This window comes from Faecalicatena orotica (assembly GCF_003149245.1).
GTDB lineage: Bacteria > Bacillota > Clostridia > Lachnospirales > Lachnospiraceae > Faecalicatena_A > Faecalicatena_A orotica.
Genome location: NZ_QGDL01000011.1, coordinates 92,266 through 110,938, shown reverse-complemented (window position 1 = coordinate 110,938; position 18,673 = coordinate 92,266). Strand labels below are relative to the sequence as shown.

19 protein-coding genes are annotated in these 18,673 nt (G+C 48.2%); all 19 read left to right on the top strand.

What is annotated here, in order from left to right:
* Positions 1–10: 10 nt before the first annotated feature.
* Positions 11–439, top strand: coding sequence for an HIT family protein (locus A8806_RS17690; protein ID WP_109732486.1), 429 nt, complete (start codon positions 11–13; stop codon positions 437–439).
* Positions 440–469: 30 nt separating this feature from the next.
* Positions 470–1,477, top strand: a complete 1,008-nt coding sequence (locus A8806_RS17685; protein WP_109732485.1) for a TRAP transporter substrate-binding protein — start codon at positions 470–472, stop codon at positions 1,475–1,477.
* A gap of 26 nt (positions 1,478–1,503) precedes the next feature.
* Positions 1,504–2,001, top strand: a complete 498-nt coding sequence (locus tag A8806_RS17680) for a TRAP transporter small permease (RefSeq protein WP_109732484.1) — start codon at positions 1,504–1,506, stop codon at positions 1,999–2,001.
* Positions 1,994–3,277, top strand: a complete 1,284-nt coding sequence (locus tag A8806_RS17675) for a TRAP transporter large permease (protein WP_109732483.1) — start codon at positions 1,994–1,996, stop codon at positions 3,275–3,277. Before A8806_RS17680 ends, A8806_RS17675 begins: the two co-directional genes overlap by 8 nt.
* 43 nt (positions 3,278–3,320) lie before the next feature.
* Entirely contained in the window at positions 3,321–4,304 is a 984-nt protein-coding gene (locus tag A8806_RS17670) for a C-terminal binding protein (protein WP_109732482.1), read from the top strand.
* Positions 4,305–4,308: 4 nt separating this feature from the next.
* Positions 4,309–5,082 carry an HpcH/HpaI aldolase family protein gene (locus A8806_RS17665; RefSeq protein WP_109732481.1) on the top strand — a complete coding sequence of 258 codons (774 nt, stop codon included), beginning with the start codon at positions 4,309–4,311 and terminating at the stop codon, positions 5,080–5,082.
* Positions 5,083–5,101: 19 nt separating this feature from the next.
* Positions 5,102–5,932: a transketolase gene (locus tag A8806_RS17660; RefSeq protein WP_109732480.1), complete on the top strand. Its 831-nt coding sequence runs from the start codon at positions 5,102–5,104 to the stop codon at positions 5,930–5,932.
* A 54-nt stretch (positions 5,933–5,986) separates the two neighbouring features.
* The gene (locus A8806_RS17655; protein WP_278321123.1) at positions 5,987–6,913 is read left to right on the top strand and encodes a transketolase family protein; all 927 of its coding nucleotides are present in this window, start codon (positions 5,987–5,989) and stop codon (positions 6,911–6,913) included.
* 12 nt (positions 6,914–6,925) lie between these two features.
* Positions 6,926–8,404 carry an L-arabinose isomerase gene (gene araA, locus A8806_RS17650; protein ID WP_109732478.1) on the top strand — a complete coding sequence of 493 codons (1,479 nt, stop codon included), beginning with the start codon at positions 6,926–6,928 and terminating at the stop codon, positions 8,402–8,404.
* Between the two features lie 37 nt (positions 8,405–8,441).
* Positions 8,442–9,317 (top strand): D-psicose 3-epimerase, encoded by an 876-nt coding sequence (locus tag A8806_RS17645; protein WP_109732477.1) that lies wholly within the window; start codon positions 8,442–8,444, stop codon positions 9,315–9,317.
* Positions 9,318–9,620: 303 nt separating this feature from the next.
* Positions 9,621–9,929 (top strand): ATPase, encoded by a 309-nt coding sequence (locus tag A8806_RS17640; protein WP_109732476.1) that lies wholly within the window; start codon positions 9,621–9,623, stop codon positions 9,927–9,929.
* A gap of 86 nt (positions 9,930–10,015) precedes the next feature.
* Positions 10,016–12,034, top strand: coding sequence for a V-type ATP synthase subunit I (locus A8806_RS17635; RefSeq protein WP_109732475.1), 2,019 nt, complete (start codon positions 10,016–10,018; stop codon positions 12,032–12,034).
* Complete coding sequence (locus tag A8806_RS17630; protein WP_109732474.1) at positions 12,031–12,507, top strand: V-type ATP synthase subunit K; 477 nt, start codon at positions 12,031–12,033, stop codon at positions 12,505–12,507. Before A8806_RS17635 ends, A8806_RS17630 begins: the two co-directional genes overlap by 4 nt.
* An 86-nt stretch (positions 12,508–12,593) precedes the next feature.
* Positions 12,594–13,184: a V-type ATP synthase subunit E gene (locus A8806_RS17625; protein WP_109732473.1), complete on the top strand. Its 591-nt coding sequence runs from the start codon at positions 12,594–12,596 to the stop codon at positions 13,182–13,184.
* 121 nt (positions 13,185–13,305) lie between these two features.
* Positions 13,306–14,277, top strand: a complete 972-nt coding sequence (locus A8806_RS17620; RefSeq protein WP_109732472.1) for a V0D/AC39 family V-type ATPase subunit — start codon at positions 13,306–13,308, stop codon at positions 14,275–14,277.
* Positions 14,270–14,590 (top strand): V-type ATP synthase subunit F, encoded by a 321-nt coding sequence (locus A8806_RS17615; RefSeq protein ID WP_109732471.1) that lies wholly within the window; start codon positions 14,270–14,272, stop codon positions 14,588–14,590. The genes A8806_RS17620 and A8806_RS17615 overlap by 8 nt, the downstream gene beginning before the upstream one ends.
* A gap of 40 nt (positions 14,591–14,630) precedes the next feature.
* Entirely contained in the window at positions 14,631–16,397 is a 1,767-nt protein-coding gene (locus A8806_RS17610) for a V-type ATP synthase subunit A (protein ID WP_109732470.1), read from the top strand.
* Complete coding sequence (locus A8806_RS17605) at positions 16,398–17,774, top strand: V-type ATP synthase subunit B (protein ID WP_109732469.1); 1,377 nt, start codon at positions 16,398–16,400, stop codon at positions 17,772–17,774.
* Between the two features lie 24 nt (positions 17,775–17,798).
* Positions 17,799–18,470, top strand: a complete 672-nt coding sequence (locus A8806_RS17600) for a V-type ATP synthase subunit D (RefSeq protein WP_109732468.1) — start codon at positions 17,799–17,801, stop codon at positions 18,468–18,470.
* Positions 18,471–18,673 lie beyond the last annotated feature (203 nt).

Sequence of the window (18,673 nt, the reverse complement as noted above, 5' to 3'; positions counted from 1 at the left end):
AGGGACTTGGATGACAGCGTGTTATTACTGCGAAAATGGCGAAGCTCTGAGAAGTCTCATGATTCATATCACAGATGTAGAGAATGCATCCGTGTACCTGTACCGTGACCAGACGCATAGAGGAAAATGTATTGTTGTCTACCGGACAGCACATAAAACCGAGTGGTATCAGCTTACAAAAGAAGAACAGGCAGAACTGATCCATGCAGTAAGCAGGACGGCTGAAGCTCTGAATAATGTATTCCATCCGGATAAGATTAACTACGCGACATACGGGGATAAGGTAAATCACCTTCATGTACATATTGTACCGAAGTATAAAGACAGCCCCGACTGGGGATTGCCATTTAAGGACACCCGTCCGCCGCACCTGCTGGAGGATGCAGAGTATGAAGAGCGGGCCAGGGCCATAAAGGAAGCCATAATGGATTTGAAGTAATGAGTATAAGAAGAAAGTGGGAGGTAAAAGGTGAAGCGAAGAAAATTTGTAAATCTCATGTTAGTATTTGTATTCCTGTTTTCGATTGTTATGACGGCAGGGTGCGGCAGAAACAAGGACGGTGTCAGGCGTTTGAAGCTTTCTATCAATACGAACCAGTCACAGGTTGATATGGCGGAGGCTATGCAGGAGCGGATTAAGGAACTGTCAGACGGAAAGATGGAGATTGATGTGTACGGGGACGGGCAGCTGGGCGGTGACCGGGAAGTTGCAGAAACCGTACAGTATGGAAATATCGATATGTGTATTGTTTCAACAACACCCGTTGCTGCATTTTACCCGGACCTGAATGTGTTTGATGCCCCGTTTCTGTTTAAAGATTCCGCACAGGCCCAGGAAATTCTGGATGGTAAGATCGGGCAGGAGATTGCGGCAGGGATGGAAGATATCGGATTTAAGGTACTGGGATTTCCTGAAAACGGATTCCGCCAGCTCTCAACTGCAGCGAAGGAGGTCCATTCACCGTCTGACCTGAAAGGCCTGAAAGTCAGAGTCATGGAAAGCGAGGTACATATTGAAACATGGAAGGCCCTCGGAGCCAGCCCGACGCCGATGGCATTCTCGGAACTGTTTACCGCGCTTCAGCAGAAGACGGTGGACGGACAGGACAATCCATTTGTAACAGACAGGGATAACCGTTTCTATGAGGTACAGAAATACATTATCGAGACAAACCATGTATATACCCCTTATCTGCTTCTGATGAGTAAAGACAGCTACGACAAGCTGACTGACGAGGAAAAAGAAATCATCGAGGAAGCAGGCGCCTATGGTGTTTCGGTGCAGCGTGAAAAAACGGCAGAGTACGACAAGGACGCAGTGCAGGAGATGCAGGACAAAGGGGTTACCCTCATATCACTGACCGATGAGGAAAAACAGCAGTTTCGGGATGCTGTTTCGGATATTTACAGTCTGGTGGAAACAAAAGTAGAGCATCCCGAGCTGTTCAGGAAAATTCTGGAGGAGACAGCGGAGTAGTTAAGGGAAAAGGAAGGAGTAAGGACATGTCCAAATTTTGGAAATTTTTAGATGAGCATGCGGAGGATATTATTTCAGCAACGCTTATGAGCGTGGCAACAATCGCGATCGTCGTGCAGGTAATCATGCGCTATTTGTTTAAAAGCTCGCTCTCCTGGTCTGAGGAGCTGGCAAGGTATGTTTTTGTGTGGATGACTTTCATATCCATCTCTTACGGTATCAAAATGAGGAAACACGTAAAAATAGAGGCGGCGCTGTCATTGTTTCCCAAGAAAATCAGGCCGGTTATCGTAATCATCGGTGATGTCATCTCTCTGGGATGGTGTGTGTTCGTGGTAGTGACGGGCTGGATGCTGCTGGGAAAGGTAATCAGGTCCGGACAGGTATCCCCGGCGATGTCCATCCCGATGTATTTCATCTATCTGGCACCCGCCGTAGGATATATTTTATCCTCAATACGCTGCATACAGACAATCATCCTGCGTGTACAGAATTATAAGAAGGGGGTGGAAATGAATGATTAGTCTCGTACTCTTTGGTGTCATGATTATACTTCTGATTCTGAACGTACCCGTAGCCATTGCACTTGGTCTTGCTTCTCTTGCGGCCATCCTGTATTCCGGCGACCTGACGACAGGATATATTGTACAGAATCTGGTGACCAGTTCCGACTCCTTTACGACAATGGCGATCCCGTTTTTCGTACTTGCGGGCGAAATGATGGGCGGCGGGGGCATCTCCAGACGTCTGATGGACAGTGCAAGGGTCTTCTTCGGCAGATTTACAGGCGGGCTTGCGATTGTGACCGTTGTAGTATGTATGTTTTTTGCAGCAATCTCCGGTTCGGGACCTGCAACGGTTGCCGCTGTGGGCGGTATGGTAATCCCGTCGATGCTCGCGGCAGGTTATGACAAGAAGTTCACGCTGGCAGTAATTGCGGCGGCCGGAAGTATTGGTGTTATTATTCCACCGAGTATCCCGATGGTTATCTACAGTGTATCCACAAACCAGTCGATTTCGGAACTGTTCATGGCTGGGTTCGTACCGGGAATCCTGATCGGCCTGACTCTGATTGCATACTCTTATTTCTACTGCAAAAAGAGAGGGTATCAGGGGGACAAGGAGCCGTTTTCATGGAAAAGGGCCGGAAAAGTACTCTGGGATGCGAAATGGGCGCTCATCTGCCCGGTTATTATTCTGGGAGGTATCTACGGTGGTATTTTTACACCTACAGAAGCGGCAGCAGTTGCAGCGGCATACGGGTTCATCGTTGGGGTATTTGTCTATAAGGAGCTGACACTGAAGGAAGCGGTCAAGGTTATCAAGTCAGCCGTGGTAACAACTTCCACGATCATGCTGGTTATCGGCTGTGCGGCCGTATTTACAAAGGTACTGGCAGTCGCGAAGATCCCTACACTCGTGGCAAATGCGATTACCGGACTGAATGCCAATAAGATTGTGATCCTGATTCTGATCAATGTTGTCCTGATTTTTGTCGGATGCTTCATGGAAACGCTGTGTGCAATCATGATACTGGCGCCGATTTTCCTGCCGATCGTGACAGCAGTCGGTGTAGACCCGATTCATTTCGGAATCGTTATGGTCGTAAACCTTGCGATTGGATTTATCACACCGCCGCTCGGCATCAACCTGTTTGTCGCCAGCCGTGTCGGAGGGGCCCAGCTCTCAGAAGTGATTAAGGGGATTGTCCCGTTTATTGTAGTCATGATTATCGACCTGCTTTTGATTACATATCTGCCGGCAATATCCCTGTTCCTGCCAAAACTGTTTATGCGCTAGCAGGAAATTAAACAAGAAAACTTGAAAAATGGAGGCTTAAGCAATGAAAGCAATTGTAGTAGATAAGAATTCAGCTGATGGTCTGGACTTCAGCATTCAGCAAAAGATTTTTGAAGAAAATGGAATTGAATTTGTTCTGGAAGATTGCCAGACAGAGGATGAGATTATTGAAAAGTGCAGGGATGCGGATGCACTTCTGGTCATATACCGGAAGATTACGCCGAGGATCATGGATGCGCTGACGAACTGTAAGGTAATTCTCAGGTATGGCATCGGATACGATGTTATTGATGTGGATGCGGCAACAGAGCGCGGCATTAAGGTATGCAACAGCCCTACACACTGTTTGGACGAGGTCGCTACACATACCATTGCGATGATACTGGCAATGGAGCGGCAGATTGTATTTTTTAATGATCTGGTGAAAGAAGGGAAATGGCTTGCAAATGCAGGATTCAAGCCCCACCGTCTGGCATGCCAGACACTTGGCTTCGTAGGGTTTGGCAATATCGCCAGACGCACAGCGGACTTTGCAAAGGGATTTGGATTCCACATGGTGGTCTATGACCCGTACCTCGACGAATCTGTGATAACCGATTACGGTGCTAAAAAGGCAGATCTGGATGAACTTCTGGAGGTTTCGGACGTCATTACGATTCACACACCTTTGTTTGACAGTACTTATCACCTCATTAATAAAGAGACGATCGCAAAGATGAAAGACGGTGTTATGATCGTCAACACCTCACGAGGTCCGATTATCGCAGTGGATGACCTGATGGAGGCGGTAAAGTCTGGTAAAGTCCGCGCAGCAGCGCTGGATGTTGTGGAAAATGAGCCAGTCAGTGAGCCGGGGCACCCTCTCTTCGAGACGGGAAAAATCATCTGCTCCCCGCACGCCGCCTATAACTCGGTTGAGGCAGAGGAACAGATGATGGCAGTCCTCGCACAAACAGCGGTCGATATTTTGAACGGCAGGAACCCGGAAAACATAGTAAACAAAAAAGCATTAGGAATAGGAGCGTAGAAAGATGAAAAATTTATTAAGAGAAAAAATTATGAACGGTGAGAAAACAGTCGGTACTTTTTTTGAGGCAGGAAATGCAAATGTGGCAGAGGCGCTTGCCCTGACGGATTTGGATTATATGCTGATCGATACGGAGCACGGCCCGTTTGATGTGGAAAGTGTCATGTCTATGTTAAGGGCGGCCGAACTTCATGACACGACCGCACTCGTAAGAGTGAAAGACTCAAACCGGAATTCCGTATTGAAGATGCTGGATATCGGTGCAGGCGGGCTGATTATCCCACAGGTACATTCAATCGAAGAGATTCAGAAGCTCGTTGAATATGCAAAATATTATCCGCTCGGACAGCGCGGCGTAGCCTTTGCAAGAGGTGCAGGATATGGATATCTGGAACATGCGGCGGGTGACATCAACGATTATTTCGCTGTCTGCAACAGGGAAACCCTGCTTGTTCCGCAGTGTGAGACGATGGGATGTCTGGAGAATATCGAGGAGATCGCCAAAGTTGACGGGGTGGACGGAATCTTTGTCGGGCCATATGACCTGTCTGTGGCAATGGGAATTCCGACACAGTTCGACAAGCCTGAATTCCAGGCTGCAATGGAAAGAATCGTGAAAGCAGTGAAGGCGGCGGGTAAGTTTACTATTATTTACTGCGCAAATGCAGAGGTTGCCAATACCAGACTTTCACAGGGATTTGACAGTGTAACGGTCGGACAGGATATTAACTACTATATTGACGCCATTAATGCAATGGTAAAAGAGATCCATGTATAGCAGGGCGGGAGGTAAGGATATGACAGGAAAAGAACTGAAAGCATTTGCAAATGAAGTCAGGATTGCAACAGTAAAATGCCTCGAAAAAAGAGGGTTTGGGCACATAGGCGGCTGTCTTTCCATCGCTGATGTACTGGCTGTGCTATATAACGGGGAGATGAAAATTGATCCAAAGGATCCCGGGAAGAAAGACCGCGATATGCTTGTTGTATCGAAGGGCCATGCGGGCCCCGCGGTATTTGCGGCATTAGCTTTGAAGGGATATTTCCCGATAGACTGGCTGGATACACTCTGCGAAGGTGGTACGAGACTTCCCAGCCACTGTGACAGGCTTCGCACACCGGGTATTGATGCATCCACGGGTTCCCTTGGACAGGGCCTCTCCCTTGCAAACGGACTGGCCCAGGGAGCGAAACTGAAGAAACTGCCCAACCGGATATACTGCCTCATGGGAGACGGTGAGATACAGGAGGGCCAGATCTGGGAGGCCGCTATGTATGCACACCAGTATAAGCTTAACAATCTGGTCGGCATCGTGGACTGGAATAAAAAACAGATAGACGGGACCACGGATGAATGCATATCCCTTCTTGACATAGAAGATAAATTCCGTTCTTTCGGATGGTATGCACTGACAGTAAAAGGGAATGACCCGGAAGCGATCCGGGACGCCTTTTCAAATGTCAGGGAGAATCAGGGGGACAAGCCGGCCATGATCGTACTTGACGGCACGAAGGGCAGCGGTGTGAAGTGCATAGAGGAAATGGTGTTCAACCATATGATTCCTGTCGACAGGGAACTGGCAGATAAGTGTCTGGCAGAACTTGAAGAAGTAAAGGCCAGTCTGTGAGGAGGTACATATAATGGCGAAAACAATTTATAACGGTGAATATGAAAAAAAGCAATTACAGAACAGTTTCTTGAGAACTTAGAAAATATGCTGGAAAACGATCCGGATGTTGTGTACCTTGATGCTGACCTTATGTTTGCATTCGGTGCGGGACTCTGGGATTTGGCTGCCAAATATCCGGACCGGGTACTCAGGTGCGGAATTGCCGAAGGAAACATGATCGGCACAGCGGCTGCAATGTCTGTGATGGGACTGAAACCGGTCATCCACAGTTTTGCTTCCTTTGTGACGCGCAGGGGGTTCGACCAGATATTTTTATCCGGTGCCTATGCGAAAAAAACGCTCAATATCATCGGCAGTGAACCGGGATATAAGCAGACATACTGGGGCGGGACACATATGGCATTTGAAGATATCGCGATGATGCGGACGGTTCCGGACTGCCGGATTTTTGATATCGCTGACGGTGTACAGTTTAACAAGCTTCTGGGCAGGACCATCAATATGAAAGGAATCTCTTATTACAGAACACCGCTTGCGGATAATATAGCTGTCTATGATGAAGACGCGGAATTTGAGATTGGAAAGGGCATTGTACTCAGGGAAGGAAAAGATGCTTCCATTATTGCCTGCGGACGGCTGGTGACGATTGCGCTTCAGGCGGCAGAGCTTCTGGCGGCAGAAGGTATTGATGCTACAGTTGTGGATATGTTTACCGTGAAGCCGCTCGATGAAGAATTAGTATTGAAATGTGCAAAAGAGACCGGCGCTATCGTAACAGCAGAAAATCATTCTGTGTACGGCGGGCTTGGTTCGGCGGTTGCAGAGTATTTAGGGGAGCACTGTCCGACGGTTGTAGAACGTATCGGTACGAGAGACGAGTTTGGTGAGGTCGGTTCCGAGGCGTACTTAAGAGAACGATTTGGCTTTACACCTGAGAAGATTGCAGAGCGGGTGAAAGAAGCGATAAAAAAGAAATAGAAAGGCGAAAAGATGGAATTACAGCGAAATTATAAATTCTGGTTCTGCCCCGGTTCCGTTGACCTGTATGGGGATGCCGAGATACAGGTCGTTACGGAACACAGCAGGATCATTGTAGACGAATTGAACCGTTCCGGACTGATACCGTTTGAGATTGTCCTGAAACCGACACTGATATCGAATCCGACAATCAGGAAGACTTTTCACGAGGCGAATGAGGATGAAGAGTGTGCAGGCATTATCGCGTGGATGCATATGTTTTCACCGGCGAAATCATGGATTTTAGGACTGAAAGAATTGAGAAAACCGCTTTTACATCTGCACACGCAGTTTAATGAGGAAATCCCTTATGATACGCTGGACATGGATTTTATCAATATCAACCAGTCCGCCCACGGCGACAGGGAATTTGCCTACATGCTTGCAAGGATGGGGCTGGAACATAAGATCGTGGCAGGGCACTGGAGTGCGGAATCTGTACAGAAAAAGATAGGCGGCTGGATGCGCACGGCAGCGGGGATTATCGAGAGCAGCCATCTCAGAGTACTCAGGCTTTCGGATAACATGAGAAATGTGGCAGATACAGAAGGCGACAAAGTGGATGCGCAGATACGGTTCGGATGGGAGGTAGACACTTATCCGGTCAACGAGGCTGCCGAAGCTGTAAGCGCGGTATCCCAGTCCGATGTGAATGCACTCACGGATGAGTATTATAAAACATATGGCATCATATTAGATAGAAGGGATCCTTCAGAATTCCGCCGCCATGTGGAGGTGCAGGCACAGATAGAGCTTGGAATTGAACGGTTTATGAAGGAGAAGGACTATCAGGCAGTCGTAACCCACTTTGGGGATTTAGGCAGCTTAAAACAGCTGCCGGGTCTGGCTATGCAGAGGCTGATGGCAAAAGGCTATGGATTTGCAGCTGAGGGGGACTGGAAGACTGCGGCGCTCCTTAGGCTCGTCAAGCTGATGACGGCGGGGATGGCAGATGCAAAAGGAACATCCTTCATGGAGGACTATACATATAATCTTGTCCCGGGCAGACAGGGGATTCTGGAGACACATATGCTGGAAATTTGTCCCTCCATCGCGGATGGCCCGGTCAGTATCCGGGTAAACCCACTCGTGCTCGGTGCACGGGAAGATCCGGCGAGGCTGGTGTTTACCGCAAAAGAAGGAGACGCCATTGCAGCCTCACTGATTGATATGGGAGATAATTTCAGGCTGGTCATTAATGATGTTACCTGCAAAAAAACAGAAAAACCTATGCCTAACCTCCCGGTAGCAACCGCGTTCTGGACTCCGAAACCGGATTTTGAGACCGGGCTGGAGGCATGGCTCATGACCGGAGGGGCACATCATACAGTCATGACATACGATCTCACGGCTGACCAGCTTGGCGGCTGGGGGGAGGCAATGGGGATTGAAACGATCTATATAGATGAACATACGACGATCCGTGACCTGAAAAAAGAACTGAGAAGATAATCTATGATATCTGAAATTTTAAGAGAGGCGAAATACAATGAATAAAATAGGAATTCACTTCGGATACTTTAATACAGACTGGAACACTGACTTTATCAGGCAGATCGGGCAGATTAAGCGGATCGGGCTGGATATACTGGAAGTTGCCCCCGCGCCTCTGCTTGCACTGACGAAGAAGGAACGGGATGCGATCGCAGAAACGGCAAAGGAAAACGGCATTACACTCACATTTTCGGTGGGACTTGGGGCAGACCAGGATCTGGCAAGTGAAGATGAAAATGTCAGGAACAGAGGGATTCAGTTTACCCTGGATACATTTAAAATTATGAGTGAAATGGGTGCCAACATGTATTCCGGTGTAGATATCGGGGCATGGAACCAGCCTTTTACTACGGGTGTTGTTGATAAAAGCGCTGTAATCCAACGCAGTGTGAACTCTGTAAAAGAGATCATGAAGGCGGCCGGGGCGCTTGGAATTACATTTGCAGTGGAAGTCGTAAACCGCTACGAGTCTTCACTGGTAAATACGGCGAAAGAGGCAATGGCATATGTGGACATGGTGGATAGTCCCAACTGCAAGATCCTGCTTGACACCTACCACATGAATATAGAAGAAGACAGTTTCGCAGACGCAATCAGGCTCGTCGGCGGCAGGCTCGGCCATTTCCATGTGGGAGAGTCCAACCGCAGGCCTCCGGCAAGAAACGGCAGAATGCCGTGGGATGAGATCACCGGTGCACTGAAAGAGATTCATTATCAGGGAGCGGTAGTCATGGAGCCTTTTATTAAAATGGGTGGTGAAGTGGGCCGCGACATCAAAGTGTGGAGGGACATCAGCCAGGATGCATCCCCGGAGGAAATGGAACAGCTTGTAAAAAATGCGGCTGCCATGCTTAGGGAAAAACTGGGTTAATTATCATGACCTGAGTGGAAAGTGTTCTGCAATAAGTAAATGGATGTAACTGTTCATGAATCTGAGCAGTTATAAACGGAGTATAAAATGCCCTGTGGATGACACGGGGCATTATGTAATTACAAAAATTGGGTATAATAAAACCGGAAACAGATGCATTATAAATAGATATCATAAATTTTTAGGCAGACCATACAAAAATTATGCACAATTTCTAAAGAAAAAGTCAATATTTCATTGTAGACTATCAACAAGATGTATGATATCCTAAAATTGTGTACGTAGAAAGGCGGTGACTAATATATGGTAGAAGAAACCATTCAGGTGATTAGAGAGACAGAGGCTAAGGCCGAGGCGATTGTAAAAGATGCCGAAGTACAGTGTAAAGGAATACTGGAAGAGGCGTCCAAGCAGGCTGAAGATCTGAAAGCCGGACAGATTCTGGAGGTTCGTAAGAAAGCAGATGCCATAATGGAGAATGCGAAAGAACAAGGTGCACAAGCTCAAGAGAATGCAATGTCTGATGTTGAGAAAGAGATCAGGACATTAAAAGAAACTGCAGCATCCAGGGAAGATGAGGCAGTAAGTCTCGTGATATCACAACTGGTTTAGACCTGAGCCGGTACCGGCATCTTTGCTTAAGGATGGCGTGTTGAGCGGCCGGCAGGAGAAAAGCGGGATAAAGGAGGGATAGTATTATGGCAGTATTGCAGATGCAACGAATGAGTATCTGCGCATTGAAGAAAGACCGAAAGGCCATTCTTGAGAAACTACAGAGTATGGGCGTTATGGAGATCAACCATGTGCTCGAGGAAGACGAACACTTCCGCCGGATGGATACAGGGAATGCCAGGATGAGTTTTGACAAGGCAGCCGCATCGGCTGACCAGGCACTGGACATCCTGCAGCAGTATGCACCGGTGAAGCAGTCTATGCTGTCATCGCTGGCGGGGAAAGACCTTGTCGACCAGAAAAAGTACCAGTCCATTATCGAGGATAAGGACGAGCTTTTGAAGAGGGCAAAGAGAATTCAGGCGCTGGACAAGGAAAAGGCAGAACAGCATGCCAACATCCTGAAGATTGAGAACAGCATTGAAAGTCTGATGCCCTGGCTGAAACTGGATGTACCCATGAATTTTCCGGGGACAGAGCACATCGTTATGATTCCGGGAACCATGCCCGGCATGCTGACGCTGGAGAATGTATACGCCATGCTGGCGGCACAGGCTCCGGAACTTGAGGCAGATTTCCATATCATCTCGGCGGAACAGGATACCACCTATCTGACGGTATTCTGCTTAAGGAATGATGCACAGCAGCTTGAAGAGGCGCTGCGCAGCATAGGTTTTGCAAAGCCGTCCCAGATGATTGGCGAGATTCCGGCAAAGGCAAAAGAGGAGATGGAAGCGGAGATTTCTGAAATTAAGGGAAGAATCGCTGAAATCGAGAAAGAAGTATCTGACCTTGCGGCGAACCGTGAGGGACTGAAACTGCTGGCAGATTATTTCCGTGTCCGTGCAGATAAGTATGAAGTACTGGGGCAGCTGCCGCAGTCGGAGCGTACTTTCCTGATCAGCGGATATGTACCTGCAAAAGCGGTTCCAAAGGTACAGAAGGCTCTGGCAGACAAATATGACTGTGTTGTGGATGTGGAAGAACTTAAGGAAGATGAGGAAGCACCTGTGCTTCTGAAGAATAATAAGTTCTCATCCAGCGCCGAGGGAATCCTCGAGGCGTTCGGGCTCCCCGGAAAAGGAGAAATGGACCCGACAGCGATCATGTCATTTTTCTACGTTTTTCTGTTTGGTTTAATGCTTTCAGATGCGGCATACGGAGCAATTGTTGCTATCGCATGCGGAGTCCTGATATTGAAGTTCCCGAGAATGGGAAAGGGCATGAAGACATCGATTCAGTTATTCTTCTGGTGCGGCCTTTCCACTCTGTTCTGGGGAGTCATGTTCGGGGGATATTTTGGAGATGTGATTAATGTAGTGTCAAGGACATTCTTCGGACACGAGGTCAGAATCCCGGCCGTATGGTTTGTTCCGCTGGATGAGCCTATGAGACTGCTGATATATTCCATGCTGTTTGGTGTGATCCATCTGTTTGTAGGACTGGGCATCAAAGGTTACATGTGCATAAGGGACAAAAGATACATGGATTTCTTCTGTGACGTAGTCCTTTGGTTCATGCTTCTGATCGGACTTCTGATCATGCTTGTCCCGAGTGAACTGTTTGCGTCTATCGCACAGATGTCAATCACATTCCCGCCGGTGGCTGTTACACTTGGTAAAGTACTGGCAATCGCAGGTGCCGCCGGCATCCTTCTGATGTCAGGAAGGGCAAAGAAGAATATCGGGCTTCGGCTCGCGCTTGGAGCGTACGATCTGTATAACGTCAGCGGATGGCTCAGCGATGTACTTTCATATTCAAGACTTCTCGCCCTGGGACTGGCGACAGGCGTTATCGCTTCCGTTGTCAACCAGATGGGAAGTATGGCCGGTAAGAGCGTATTTGGTGTGATTGTCTTCATATTTGCCTTCATAGTAGGCCATACGTTCAATATAGCGATTAATCTTTTGGGTGCATATGTGCACACAAACCGTCTGCAGTTTGTAGAGTTCTTCGGAAAGTTCTACGAAGGCGGCGGACGCGCATTCAACCCGTTTAAAGAAAATACAAAATATGCAGATATTAAGGAGGAAACAAATTTATGAGTCAGTTAGGTATTGTTTATGCGCTTCTCGGCGCAGCGGTTGCGGTATTGCTTGCAGGAGCAGGTTCAGCACTCGGAGTTGGTATTGCAGGTCAGGCTGCATCAGGTGTTATGTCAGAGGATCCAAGTAAGTTTGCTAAAGTATTGATTATGCAGCTGCTTCCGGGTACTCAGGGTCTTTATGGATTGATCATCGGATTCGTTACACTGTCCAAGATCGGCCTTCTCGGAGGAGGAGTTGTGGATATTTCTGTACAGACAGGTCTTATGATCCTGGCAGCATGCCTCCCAATCGGTATTGTTGGCCTGATTTCTGGAAAGTCACAGGGCAAGACTTCTGCAGCAGCAATCGGAATCATCGCTAAGAAGCCGGACCAGTTCGGTAAAGCAATGCTTTTCCCTGCAATGGTTGAGACATATGCGATTCTGGCACTTCTTATCTCATTCCTCGCAGTTTCAGCTATTCCGGTTTAATTATCGGATAGATCAGGCAGCAGGATAACGATGGCCGGAGGTATCTGTGGCCACGTAGTATAAAGAATGAAAGGGAGAGCTTATAAATGAGTGGATTAGACAATATGAAAAGTCAGATCCTGGATGAGGCGGCCCACTCAGCGGAAGTGAATATTGCGCAGGCTAAGGCAAAGGCAGAAGAGATATTAGATGCTGCCAGAGCAGAGGCGGCAGCGCAGGTTGAGAAAATCTCCGATAAGGCGGAAAGAGATGCCGTTAATTATGCACAGAGAGTTGCGTCTTCCTGTGAGATGCAGCGTAAACAGATGCTCCTGCGGGCAAAGCAGGATGTCATTGCGAATGTGCTGAACAAGGCATATAACAGAATTCTGGCTCTGGATGCAGAGGCATATTTTGATATGATCCGCAGGATGCTGGATGAGTTTGTACTGGGAGAGTCCGGCGTGATTTATTTTTCAGCCCGTGACTTAGGCCGTATGCCGGCAGGATTCGAGGCTGAGATTCAGGGCGCTGCAGCGAAAAAAGGCGGTGCTTTGAGCCTTGCGAAGGAGTCAAAGGAGATGGAAGGCGGTTTTATCCTGGTTTATGGCGGGATTGAAGAAAACTGTACGATAAAGGCATTGTTTGATGCCAAACGAGATGAGTTATCCGATAAGGTGCATGGATTATTATTTTGAGGAAGGAAACATCCGTGTCGCTAAGGTTCGAAAGAACCGAACCTAAGCCGACAGGATGTACTTTACAACATAAGGTTCGATAGGACCGAACCTAAGTTGTCAAAGCAAGGAGGTTTATATTTTGAATGATTTAGAATATACTTACGCGGTTGCGCGTATACGTGCTTTGGAGACCTCTTTGATTTCCAGTACCGATATCGAGAGGCTGATGGCCTGCCAGGATGAAGAGCAGTGTCTTCAGTTCTTAAGCGAGAAGGGCTGGGGAGACGGGACAGGGTCTATGGACGCTTCTGCCATGCTCACCAGGGAAGAGGAGAAGACATGGGAAGTCATTGACGATGTCGCTCCCGACTTGTCCGTGTTTGATGTGCTTTCTTATCCGAAACTTTACCACAATCTGAAAGCAGCAATCAAGGAAGTGTGTACGGAGATGGAGAATAAGAATATTTTCTATGATGACTGTGCCATTCCGGGGAAAGAGATGCTGCAGATCGTGCAGAATAAGGAATTTAGCCGTTTGCCCGGGAGAATGGGCGAGACGGCACAGGAAGCTTATGAGACACTGCTTCATACAAGGGACGGGCAGCTCTGCGATGTGATCGTGGACCGGGCGGCCCTGGAATCCATCTATGAGGCAGGGCAGAAGGCAGAGGACGAGATCATCAGGAATTATGCCGAGTCTACAGTGGCAATTGCTGATATCAAGATTGCGGTACGCTCCCAGAAGACTGCAAAGTCACTGGATTTCATGAAGCGTGCTATGGCGCCCTGCCAGAGCATTAATGTGGACCAGCTTGCAAAAGCGGCGGCAGGGGGGATGGATGCAATCCGTGAATACCTGCTTGGAACGACCTATGCAGAAGGTGCACAGGCGCTGGAGGATTCTCCGTCCGCATTCGAACGCTGGTGTGATAACCGCATGATGGAAACGATCAGGCCGCAGAAATACAACTCGTTTTCTGTAGGTCCTCTGGTAGCATATGTGCTTGCCAGAGAAAATGAAATAAAGACAGTTCGGATTATCCTGACCGGAAAACAGAATGATTTTCCGGATGAAGCGATCCGGGAAAGGATAAGGGAGATGTATGTATAAAATAGCAGTGCTTGGCGATTATGACAGCATATATGGTTTTGCGACACTGGGTTTAAGCATCTGCCCTGTCCAGAGCCGTGAGGAAGCGAAGGATAAGTTGAAACAGCTTGCTGAAGGAAAGTATGGGGTTATCTATATTACGGAAGCAATTGCTGCACAGCTGACCGATGTAATAGAAATGTATAAAGAACGCACTCTGCCGGCGATTATCCAGATACCCGGAGTATCCGGCAATACCGGGGCGGGAGTGGAAGGCGTGAAAAAGACCGTGGAACAGGCGGTCGGATCAGATATCCTGTTTTCACAGGAATGATCAAACTTAAGCAGCACAAGAAGGAGGTAAATTCGTCGAAATGAGTACTGGCATAATTAAAAAAGTTGCAGGACCTCTCGTTATTGCAGAGGGAATGCGCGACGCGAACATGTTTGACGTAGTTCGTGTAAGTAATCAAAGACTGATTGGCGAAATCATAGAGATACATGGCGACGAGGCTTCTATACAGGTATATGAGGAGACATCAGGACTTGGACCGGGAGAACCGGTTGAGTCAATGAACGTTCCTATGTCTGTAGAATTGGGGCCTGGCCTGATTTCAAGTATCTATGACGGTATCCAGAGACCGCTGGATGATATCATGAAGATTTCCGGCAACAATCTGAAACGTGGAGTTGAGGTCCCGTCTCTGAAAAGGGACCTGAAGTGGGAATTTGTTCCGGTAAAAGCAGTCGGGGACGAAGTAGAGGCCGGAGACGTTATCGGTACGGTTCAGGAAACGATCGTTGTACAGCAGAAGATCATGGTGCCTTATGGTATCAAAGGAACGATTAAAGAGATTAAATCAGGAGAGTTTACGGTTGAAGAGACAGTAGCGGTAGTGGAGACTACTGAAGGGGATAAGGAACTTACCCTGATGCAGAAATGGCCGGTTCGTAAGGGCCGTCCGTATACAAAGAAACTGCCGCCGGAGATGCCGCTTGTAACCGGGCAGCGTGTTATTGATACGTTCTTCCCAATCGCAAAAGGCGGTGTGGCAGCAGTTCCGGGACCTTTCGGAAGCGGTAAGACTGTAATCCAGCACCAGCTTGCAAAATGGGCGGAGGCAGATATCGTTGTTTATATCGGATGCGGTGAGCGTGGAAACGAGATGACGGACGTTCTGAACGAGTTCCCGGAACTGAAGGATCCGAAGACAGGACAGTCACTGATGGAGAGGACGGTTTTGATTGCCAATACCTCTGACATGCCTGTTGCAGCCCGTGAAGCATCTATTTATACAGGAATTACCATTGCGGAGTATTTCCGTGACATGGGATTCTCCGTGGCCCTGATGGCCGATTCAACATCACGCTGGGCAGAGGCACTCCGTGAGATGTCTGGACGTCTGGAAGAGATGCCCGGTGAGGAAGGTTACCCTGCTTATCTGGGAAGCCGCCTTGCACAGTTCTATGAGAGGGCCGGCCATGTCATCTGTCTTGGAAAAGACGGAAGAGAGGGCGCGCTTTCAGCGATCGGAGCCGTGTCTCCTCCGGGTGGTGATATTTCTGAGCCGGTATCTCAGGCGACACTTCGTATCGTAAAGGTGTTCTGGGGACTGGATTCCGCACTTGCATATAAGAGACATTTCCCGGCAATCAACTGGCTGAACAGCTATTCTCTGTATCTGGATGATATGGAAAAATGGTTCAACGCGCAGGTTGCCCCTGACTGGATGGAAAACCGCCAGAAGATGATGTCACTTCTGCAGGAAGAGGCAGAATTGGAAGAAATCGTTAAGATGGTTGGTATGGACGCCCTGTCTCCGACCGACCGTTTGAAAATGGAAGCTGCACGCTCTATCCGTGAGGACTTCCTGCACCAGAACTCCTTCCATGAGGTGGATACCTATACCTCACTGAAGAAGCAGCATATGATGATGAAACTGGTAATGGCATTCTATGAGAAGGCGGTGGCGGCGCTCGCAGAAGGCGCACCGCTCCAGAAGCTGATTAACATGCCGGTCCGCGAGCAGATCGGACGTTTCAAGTATACACTGGAGGATGATCTGGATAAGGTATACGAGGAAGTTAAGAAAGAACTGCATGTAGAGATTGCCAATTCATTAGGGAAGGAGGACTTCTAAATGCCAAAAGAGTATAGAACTATACAGGAAGTAGCCGGCCCTCTGATGTTGGTGCGCGGCGTAGAGAATGTCTCCTATGATGAATTGGGAGAAATAGAACTTGCAAGCGGCGAGACCCGCCGGTGCAAAGTACTGGAGATCAACGGAAGTGACGCTCTGGTACAGTTGTTTGAAAGTGCAACAGGTATCAACCTGTCAAATAGTAAGGTACGTTTCCTTGGACGGAGCATGGAGCTCGGTGTATCGGAAGATATGCTTGGACGTGTATTCGACGGTCTGGGACGTCCGATTGATGAAGGCCCGGAGATTCTTCCGGATGCCCGTATGGATATCAACGGCCTGCCTATGAATCCTGCGGCAAGAAGCTACCCTGAGGAGTTTATCCAGACAGGTGTATCCGCTATCGATGGTCTGAATACGCTTGTACGTGGACAGAAACTGCCTATTTTCTCGGCTTCAGGTCTTCCACATGCCCAGCTTGCGGCACAGATTGCAAGACAGGCGAAGGTCCGCGGAACCGATGAGAACTTCGCTGTTGTATTTGCTGCAATGGGTATCACATTTGAGGAATCAAACTTCTTCATTGAAAGTTTTAAAGAAACAGGCGCAATCGACAGAACCGTCCTGTTTGTCAATCTGGCGAATGACCCTGCGATCGAGCGTATTGCGACACCACGTATGGCGCTGACGGCAGCGGAATATCTTGCATTCGAAAAGAACATGCATGTCCTTGTTATTCTGACAGACATCACGAACTATGCAGACGCCCTGCGTGAGGTATCCGCCGCACGTAAGGAAGTACCGGGACGCCGTGGCTATCCAGGATATATGTATACGGACCTTGCTTCTCTTTATGAGAGAGCCGGACGCCAGAACGGCAAGACAGGAAGTATCACCATGATACCGATCCTCACAATGCCTGAGGATGATAAGACCCATCCGATTCCTGACCTGACAGGATATATTACAGAGGGGCAGATCATCTTAAGCCGTGATCTTTACCGGAAAGGTATTGCACCTCCGATCGACGTACTGCCGTCCTTGTCCCGTCTGAAGGATAAAGGTATCGGTGAAGGCAAGACACGTGCAGACCACTCCAACACGATGAACCAGCTTTTTGCCGCGTATGCGCGTGGTAAAGACGCGAAGGAACTGATGGTAATCTTAGGTGAAGCGGCACTGACAGATATTGACCTGATCTATGCTAAATTTGCTGATGCATTCGAAGCGGAGTATGTATCCCAGGGATATAATACAGACCGTGGAATTGAAGAAACATTAGACATCGGATGGAAATTACTCTCCATGCTGCCGAGAACAGAGCTCAAGCGTATCGATGATAAATTCCTGGATCAGTATTACGATGCAAAGGAATAACTGCAGAAGGAGAGGTGAGTATATTTGGCATCCACACAAGTGAACCCGACCCGAATGGAACTGACCCGCCTGAAGAAGAAGCGGATGACAGCCATCAGGGGCCATAAGCTGTTGAAAGATAAACGAGACGAGCTGATGCGCCAGTACCTGGACCTGGTAAGGGAAAACATGGAAGTGCGTTTACGGGTGGAAAAAGGAATACTTTCCGCCAACAAGAACTTTGTCATTGCCAAAGCCGGCATGTCAGAGGCGGCACTGAATACTGCCCTCATGGCACCGAAGCAGGAGATCAACTTAGCCTGCGGCGAACAGAATGTCATGAGCGTTAATATACCGACCTTTGATTATAAAACAAGGACAGCAGATGAAAACGACATCTACTCCTATGGATTCGCATTCACGTCCAGCGACCTCGACGGCGCTGTAAAATCACTGGCAGACATCCTGCCGGATATGATCAGGCTTGCCGAATGCGAAAAGGCCTGCCAGCTGATGGCAGCAGAGATAGAAAAGACAAGAAGACGTGTAAACGCCCTGGAACATGTAATCATTCCAGAGGCAGAAAAGAACATCAAGTACATCACGATGAAACTCGATGAGAACGAAAGAAGTACCCAGATCCGTCTCATGAAGGTGAAAGACATGATGCTCGAAGAGGCACACCACTACAAAGAAAAACAAGAATGCATGACCTAAGAAAGTGAACAATTGTAAAAACATCCGTTATGAGAAATCATGGCGGATGTTTTTTTGGTGGGGAAAAGCCGATTAGGTACACCACAAAAGCCAAAAAGGTACACCACAAAAGCTAATTGGGGACGTAGTAAACCTTAAAAAGATTACGTCCCCAATTAACGGTTTTTTGGTTTTCGCATATACTAACCATATAATGTCTTGAA

Coding starts and splice junctions, on each gene's coding strand:
- A8806_RS17690 (WP_109732486.1), top strand. CDS start 11: ATGACAGCGTGTTATTACTGCGAAAATGGCGAAGCTCTGAGAAGTCTC.
- A8806_RS17680 (WP_109732484.1), top strand. CDS start 1,504: ATGTCCAAATTTTGGAAATTTTTAGATGAGCATGCGGAGGATATTATT.
- A8806_RS17675 (WP_109732483.1), top strand. CDS start 1,994: ATGATTAGTCTCGTACTCTTTGGTGTCATGATTATACTTCTGATTCTG.
- A8806_RS17670 (WP_109732482.1), top strand. CDS start 3,321: ATGAAAGCAATTGTAGTAGATAAGAATTCAGCTGATGGTCTGGACTTC.
- A8806_RS17665 (WP_109732481.1), top strand. CDS start 4,309: ATGAAAAATTTATTAAGAGAAAAAATTATGAACGGTGAGAAAACAGTC.
- A8806_RS17660 (WP_109732480.1), top strand. CDS start 5,102: ATGACAGGAAAAGAACTGAAAGCATTTGCAAATGAAGTCAGGATTGCA.
- araA (WP_109732478.1), top strand. CDS start 6,926: ATGGAATTACAGCGAAATTATAAATTCTGGTTCTGCCCCGGTTCCGTT.
- A8806_RS17645 (WP_109732477.1), top strand. CDS start 8,442: ATGAATAAAATAGGAATTCACTTCGGATACTTTAATACAGACTGGAAC.
- A8806_RS17640 (WP_109732476.1), top strand. CDS start 9,621: ATGGTAGAAGAAACCATTCAGGTGATTAGAGAGACAGAGGCTAAGGCC.
- A8806_RS17635 (WP_109732475.1), top strand. CDS start 10,016: ATGGCAGTATTGCAGATGCAACGAATGAGTATCTGCGCATTGAAGAAA.
- A8806_RS17630 (WP_109732474.1), top strand. CDS start 12,031: ATGAGTCAGTTAGGTATTGTTTATGCGCTTCTCGGCGCAGCGGTTGCG.
- A8806_RS17625 (WP_109732473.1), top strand. CDS start 12,594: ATGAGTGGATTAGACAATATGAAAAGTCAGATCCTGGATGAGGCGGCC.
- A8806_RS17615 (WP_109732471.1), top strand. CDS start 14,270: ATGTATAAAATAGCAGTGCTTGGCGATTATGACAGCATATATGGTTTT.
- A8806_RS17610 (WP_109732470.1), top strand. CDS start 14,631: ATGAGTACTGGCATAATTAAAAAAGTTGCAGGACCTCTCGTTATTGCA.
- A8806_RS17605 (WP_109732469.1), top strand. CDS start 16,398: ATGCCAAAAGAGTATAGAACTATACAGGAAGTAGCCGGCCCTCTGATG.